This window comes from Rhodohalobacter sulfatireducens (assembly GCF_022012475.1).
GTDB lineage: Bacteria > Bacteroidota > Rhodothermia > Balneolales > Balneolaceae > Rhodohalobacter > Rhodohalobacter sulfatireducens.
The window spans coordinates 41,909-48,431 of the sequence record NZ_JAKLWS010000033.1 but is presented as its reverse complement, the minus strand read 5'-3'; the positions used below and the strand labels follow the sequence as shown (position 1 = coordinate 48,431).

The 6,523-nt window shown below is 40.4% G+C and carries 10 protein-coding genes; 4 read left to right on the top strand and 6 right to left on the bottom strand.

The genetic code is table 11. The annotated features are described in order from the left end of the window. Positions 1–92: 92 nt before the first annotated feature. From L6773_RS17890 to L6773_RS17865, 6 genes are all read right to left on the bottom strand, one after another. A complete protein-coding gene (locus tag L6773_RS17890; protein WP_237855878.1) occupies positions 93–494 on the bottom strand; it encodes a type II toxin-antitoxin system VapC family toxin in 402 nt (133 codons plus the stop codon). Positions 495–502: 8 nt separating this feature from the next. Beyond that, positions 503–742: a DUF2281 domain-containing protein gene (locus L6773_RS17885; RefSeq protein ID WP_237855877.1), complete on the bottom strand. Its 240-nt coding sequence runs from the start codon at positions 740–742 to the stop codon at positions 503–505. Positions 743–921: 179 nt separating this feature from the next. Further along, a complete protein-coding gene (locus L6773_RS17880) occupies positions 922–1,314 on the bottom strand; it encodes a DUF6010 family protein (protein WP_237855876.1) in 393 nt (130 codons plus the stop codon). An 86-nt stretch (positions 1,315–1,400) separates the two neighbouring features. Next, positions 1,401–1,634 (bottom strand): ester cyclase, encoded by a 234-nt coding sequence (locus L6773_RS17875; RefSeq protein ID WP_237855875.1) that lies wholly within the window; start codon positions 1,632–1,634, stop codon positions 1,401–1,403. Between the two features lie 357 nt (positions 1,635–1,991). Then, the gene (locus L6773_RS17870; RefSeq protein ID WP_237855873.1) at positions 1,992–2,387 is read right to left on the bottom strand and encodes a type II toxin-antitoxin system VapC family toxin; all 396 of its coding nucleotides are present in this window, start codon (positions 2,385–2,387) and stop codon (positions 1,992–1,994) included. Positions 2,388–2,389: 2 nt separating this feature from the next. Then, the gene (locus tag L6773_RS17865; protein WP_237855872.1) at positions 2,390–2,626 is read right to left on the bottom strand and encodes a DUF2281 domain-containing protein; all 237 of its coding nucleotides are present in this window, start codon (positions 2,624–2,626) and stop codon (positions 2,390–2,392) included. Between the two features lie 395 nt (positions 2,627–3,021). Between L6773_RS17865 and L6773_RS17860 the strand changes: the two genes are divergently transcribed. From L6773_RS17860 to L6773_RS17845, 4 genes are all read left to right on the top strand, one after another. After that, entirely contained in the window at positions 3,022–3,717 is a 696-nt protein-coding gene (locus L6773_RS17860; protein WP_237855871.1) for a TetR/AcrR family transcriptional regulator, read from the top strand. A gap of 20 nt (positions 3,718–3,737) precedes the next feature. Further along, positions 3,738–4,601 carry an N-acyl homoserine lactonase family protein gene (locus tag L6773_RS17855; protein WP_237855870.1) on the top strand — a complete coding sequence of 288 codons (864 nt, stop codon included), beginning with the start codon at positions 3,738–3,740 and terminating at the stop codon, positions 4,599–4,601. Beyond that, on the top strand, positions 4,598–5,083 hold the full coding sequence (locus tag L6773_RS17850; protein WP_237855869.1) for an SRPBCC family protein: 486 nt from the start codon (positions 4,598–4,600) through the stop codon (positions 5,081–5,083). Before L6773_RS17855 ends, L6773_RS17850 begins: the two co-directional genes overlap by 4 nt. Before the next feature lie 247 nt (positions 5,084–5,330). Beyond that, positions 5,331–6,287: an integron integrase gene (locus L6773_RS17845; protein ID WP_237855868.1), complete on the top strand. Its 957-nt coding sequence runs from the start codon at positions 5,331–5,333 to the stop codon at positions 6,285–6,287. Positions 6,288–6,523 lie beyond the last annotated feature (236 nt).

Genomic DNA, 6,523 nt, shown 5'->3' with positions numbered 1-6,523 from the left:
GGTCAACGTAGCAAACCGCCGTATACGCGACCCGTATGTACGGTGGTGGGAGAGGCGCACCGTGGGCTTATTGCTCACGGCCGTCTACTCGATTATACTTCGATCACAGGATATTTTAGGAGGTCCAAACCCGGTAGAAATATATAGTGCTTCTGATTTTTACTGATCAATTTCACTTCTAATGTCATCGCAGCTGCGGCAATCAGCATATCATTTATTTCTACACCATGGCTCGACCTGAACTTCCTCATCAGTTCCAACGCTTTTTCCGACACTGCCTTCGTTACCAATTCGATCGGTATACCAGACAATAATTCATCAACTATCTTAAGATCTTTCTTATTTCGGCAACCTGCGTACAATTCCATCGCTGTAATTACACTGACAGTAATTGTGTAATTTTCTTCAAGTATTGCCATTGTTTGAACGGCATCAGGTCTGTCTAAACTAAAATCGATGAGAACATCTGTATCAACAATTACAGATTTAGCCATAATTGTTATTATTTGGCCCAACGACTTTTTCGAAGTTCTCGAACCCACTTTGTACTGTCTTGCATGTCTTCTCTATCTTTCCACATGCCTCTGAATGGACTTTCTAAAATCGATTTTTCTTGAGATGAGCTAGAATCCTTTGGCCGCTGGATATACTTTTGGGAAAGAAATTCGACAAAATCTGCAGCTTCTTGCTGAGCTTTGCTGGGAAGCTTCCTGATTTGTTTTATGAGTTCTTTTTCAGACATATCTAAATGTAGGTAATCTCTGTCTCTTGTAAAAACGACATAACTCTACTCGGAGTATAACGACATTGCGCATAAGGGGCGTGCAAAATAACGCCGAATTTGTTTAAAAATGTACTACGGAAACTAACCAAATCGAAACCGGCAGCCAACGGCGAGGCACGTCCCACTTAATGCGCTGGTTATACTTTCTTATTGTAGATTTTCCAGATCAAATAAAGAGCAATTACTTCATCAATACCTAAGCAAAATCCTGGCCACCATGCCGGAACACCTGAGTTATTCAAAAGATTTGGGTGAAGTATGTCAAAGAAGCCGTGTAATGCGTATCCAATAGGAATCCATAATTTACTGCCTTTAAACCCCAATATTGCACATGATATAAAGAATGCTGCTATTAATGTCTCAACTAATATAACAGAAAAACCTTGATCAATAGAAGCAAACAAGATGTACAGTAAGGAGATAAAGATCAATATCAGTGGATAAAACGACTCATCATTATCGAATTTCGTAATTTTACCACTAATAATTATTACCAAACCTACAAGTATTCCAATCAATATTTCTGTCATAATTATAAATAGGTAATGACTTTACGCAAAAGGTGCTTAAAGTACATTATTTACTCAATTTCTAAGGTGTTTTTAGACTCACAGTTTTACCCCAATGCTCCCAACTGCATCAGCAGGCTCAAGTTATCTACTATTCCCTTTTCTTCTATAACCTTCCCGTTTTCACATTTCAGAAAAGTCATTCCACGTACGGTCACTTTTTTTCCTGATGATTCAACGCCAAATAAGTTACCATTTTCATGAGTTCCATTGTATTCCCAGATAATCGTAGCGCCCTCTATATCCTCACTTGGAATTACTTCTTCTAATTTAATTTCCAAATCAGAAAAAAATTATGAGTTTGTTTAAGCATTGCTTTGTATTCAGAAATGCTGTTATATGTTTTCTCAAAATGTGTATAGTTGACTGTTAAGTCATCCACGGCAAATTGGTTTAGCAAATCTTCCTCTCCTGCGTTCCAAATTTTCATGTAGCTCGATGATAGTTCTTTGACTTCTTTAGAATTCATAAGTTAACCTCAATAAAAACGTTTTGGTTTGAAAGTTGATTATTTAGACTAAATTTAAAACATGAAGTATAACGGTTTGGCAATTCTGCTGCGGTTTGATTAATTCTGAAGTTGAGCAACCAACGCAAAGCCGTCATCAGGAATTGCTGGTTATACCCAAATATTTCGTTTAGACTGTGTACTCAATCAAATCCAGCTTCTTAATAAAGCGAAAGTCTTTCCGGTTTTTGGATAGTAAAGGGATTTCGAGGGTCAAGGCTGTAGAGGCAATTAACATATCCGGAATCAGTACACCATGACTTAAACGATATTTCTTAAATAGACCAACAGCAATCTCCGAAGTGGATTTACTTAATTGAACAATCTCAAAATTGGACAAGAATTTTTGAAGGGATTTGAAATCGGCCTTGTTTTCACAGCCAACCATCAGTTCAAGCTGAGTAATAACACTTATTGCAAGTACGTGATCAGACTCCAGAGTTTTTAGGATTCCTTTCGTTTTTTCAATTCCCCGACTGTAATCAATAAGGACATCAGTGTCGATAAGCAACAATCCGGTAGCCATGTTTATGGATTAGACCACTGTGATTTGCGAACCTTCCTGACCCAATCAGTACTATCCTGCATATCTTCCCGATCTTTCCACATACCAAAAAACGAACTCTCTAAAATGCTTTTCTTTGTTGATTTTCTTGTCTCATCATTTACATATCGCTCATAAAGAAAATCCACAAAATCCTGGGCTTGCTGTTTTGCCTCAGGAGGTAACTTTTTGATTTTTTTTGAAACCTTTGATTCACTCATAGTAAAATTGTTTATATGTAATCTAATAAATGAATGCTAAAGATGAGAATAAATTGTTCGGGCTGTTTCAAGCTACATGATTATTCTCGCTGGGTATAACGACCTTGCGCATAACCTGCAGGCGCAAAGATGTTGAAATTATTTACAAATGACAGGTTAACTAATAAATGGGAAGCTGGCAATAATGGGCGTGGCCTGTCCGAGTTAATGCGTGGGTTAGCCGTAACCACGGTTGTAAGAACGAGCCGAAACTGCTTGCTACCTCATTTTGTGATTTGCTCTTCTACTGACCGGTCAATTTTTACATCCAGAAAGTATTCCTTGACAATTTATTTTAACAGTGTTAAATTATTTGAACATTGTTTAAATAAATCTATCACCGTAATATTATTTTTATGGCACGTTCGAGGCGAGAAAAAATTCGTGACATCACACGTGAAGAAATCAAAAACACAGCCCGGCAATTGATGGCTGAAAAAGGTACAAGTGGTCTTTCTATACGGGCCATCGCTCGAGAAATGGAAATGACGGCCTCGGCCCTCTACTATTACTATTCCAGCTTGAACGATCTTATCACAGCCCTTATTGAAGATGCTTTCACACAATTGGCAGACACTATTGAAGCCGATAGTAAGAATCCGGAGTTGACTACATCTGCTGAACGAATAACCGCTGTTGCTAACGCTTACCGCGGGTGGGCACTCAATAATCCCACTGATTTCCAATTACTCTATGGCAATCCAATACCCGGTTATTCGCAACCAACAGGTATTACCTATCCACCAGCACGCCGTAGTTTTCTTGTTACCGCCCAAATCTTTTCCGAGGCGATTGATAGCGGGGAGATCGATCTGCCGACTAATTATCGCAATTTTCCACCCACTTTAGAACAATCGCTGCTTGATTTGACACAGGTGGATGGTCATGACCAGCCTTTGCCCGCATTGTATTTAGCAGCGACGGCCTGGGTGAAGATACATGGTCATATCATGTTGGAATTGTTCAATCTAATACAGCCTGTCATTGCGAATGTAGACGACTTTTTTCAATACGAGGTAAAGAATTTTATTCAAAACGTAGGTCTTAAATAACCATAATAGGAGGAGCTAAAATGAAAATTCATGCGATAGAAACCGGCAAAGTAAAAATCACAAAAAATTGGCGCATTGGGCGGGGTAATGGTCTCAAGCGTTTTAAAAACACTCTGTTTGACAGCGAATTTACCGAATGGCTGCCCATTTATGTGTGGGTGATAGAACACCCGGAAGGACTCATTGTTATCGACACCGGCATCCCGGTGGACGCCAATAAGCGTATATGGTTCCCACCGTTCATGCCCCTTGTGCAACGTGCTGCCAAATTCAAAATGACACCAGAACAGGAAGTTGGTTCCCAGCTAAGGCAACTCGGTTTGTCGCCAAACGACGTGCGCTGGGTTGTGCTGACCCATCTGCACCAAGATCATGATGGCGGACTGCATCATTTCCCCAATGCCGAGTTTGTTGTCTCATTTAAAGAGTGGGAAATGGCCGCTGGGATAAAGGGACGAATGAATGGTTATCTCAATCAACGCTGGCCCGACTGGTTTAAACCACGATTCGTTGATTTTGATAGCCAGAAACCATTTGGGCCGTTTACCGGTCATCATACACTCACTCAAGCAGGGGATATCCATCTTGTACCGACCCCCGGACATAGCCCGGGCCATCTGTCGGTGATTCTGGTTGAAGATGATCTTATGTCTATCCTATTCGCAGGAGATGCCTCGTACACCGAAGAATTACTTATTGAGCAAAAAGCTGATGGGATAGGAGCCGATCCGGACGTTCAACAAGAGACCCATAGAAAGATTCTGAAATACGCTGAGCAGCATCACACTGTTTATTTGCCAAGTCACGATCCAGGTGCGAAGGAGCGGCTGGAAAATCGCATTCCGATCAACAAGGACCTTGAATTGGAGGCGCAAGCAGTATGAAATTTCAAAATGAAATTGAAATTCAGGCGTCAATCAACGACGTGTTTGAGTTTGTGGCCGATATGAGGAATATGCCAAAATGGAACTATTTTGTGACAAAGGTGACCCAGGAAAATGGAAACGGACCTGAACGTGGCGTACGCTATTACCAAACACGGAAAACGGACAGCCAGCGTTATGAAATAATCCATTACGAGCTGGGGCAAAGCCTGATCATCAAGACTATCTCTGGCAGTTCACCTATGTTCGAACGTCATCTACGTTTTGAGGCTACCGCTAACGGTACACGACTGATTGACGAGATGACGCTCCGCACAGGGTACCCTGGGATACTTGAACGCTTTGTTGTAGGACGCATTCGCCGAGCTGTAGCGGAGAATTTAGGGAAACTCAAGAAATTAATTGAGTATGGGCAGACTCAACTTCAAGACGGGCGGGACATCTACCTGGCCTCCATTGGTGGGGCCGAGGCCAAAAAGTAAACTTCTAACCCTTATCTTGCCAAGAACTGCAGTCGCTGAGAACTTTCCGGCTAACGTGTATTTAACGGACAACATATCACCCGATATTCTGCCTCATTATAATCTAAAATGCGTATTTGAACAAACCTCGAGTGGTTTTTGCCGGTTTAATATTTAATTCAGGTATAAAAATGTCCGATTAATCCGCCGATTAATTCTTAAAAAGGCGTAAGGATATTGTGATTTTGGGTTCATACTATAAAAGCCAATGCCCAAAAAATTACTTACAAGACTTAAAGAAGAAATTCGAAGGCGAAATTATAGTTACAGTACAGAGAAGAATTACGTGCGTTGGGTAGTGCGTTATATTCGTTATCATGATACAACGCATCCGAAGAAACTCAACGAGAAAGATGTTACTGCTTTTCTTACCTATTTGGCAAATGAGGCAAATGTAGCTGCGTCCACTCAAAACCAGGCACTGTCTGCTATTATATTTTTGTATAAGAATATCCTTGAGACCCCACTCGAAAGACTCAAAAATTTTAAGAGAGCAAGAAGACCTAAACATTTACCTGTTGTTTTGTCTGAGAAAGAAGCGCTGACAATTATTGAATACATAGAAGGGGTAGAAAATTTAATAATAAGTTTACTTTATGGATCTGGTTTAAGAATATCAGAGGCTCTTGGGCTTCGAATATTGGATATCGATTTTGGTTTAAACCAGATTATTGTACGAAATGGAAAAGGCTTGAAAGACAGGGTTACAATGTTACCAGAATTAGTAAAAGAAAGTCTAAAAACCCAGATTTTAAAAGTAAAGCATCTACAGAAGATGGATCTTGAAAAAGGATTTGGTAAAACGATATTGCCTAAAGCATTATCCAGAAAATATCCAAATGCGGCTAAAGAACTGAAATGGCAATATCTTTTTCCATCAAAAGTAAGAAGAGTTGATCCAAGGTCAGGAGTTCGGCATCGCTATCATATTTCTCCAAGAACGGTTAGACGGGCACTTAAAAAGGCTTTATCGAAGTATTCGATTCAAAAGCATGTTACACCTCATACATTTCGCCATTCTTTTGCAACACATCTTCTAAAAAATGGTTACGACATCAGAACCGTACAAGAACTACTCGGGCACAAAAGCGTCAAGACTACTATGATCTACACCCACGTACTCAATAAAGGCGGGAAAGGAGTAAAAAGCCCGTTGGACCGGTGAAGGATATAAAATAGTTAGCCATCGGATGAGTAAATTTGTCGGGTATTGCATTCACTGCTAATGACCCTGATCCGATGAGTACTAAAAAGAGCTTTGCAAAACCTCATCTGCCATCCTGGATTTATTTCAGGATCTTCGTCTATGGGGCATTAGCATAGTTTGGAGATTCCGGATCAAAGCCTGCCCCACTACTGTCGGGGTCCGGAATAACGGAATCAAGGATTTGCAAAGCTCTC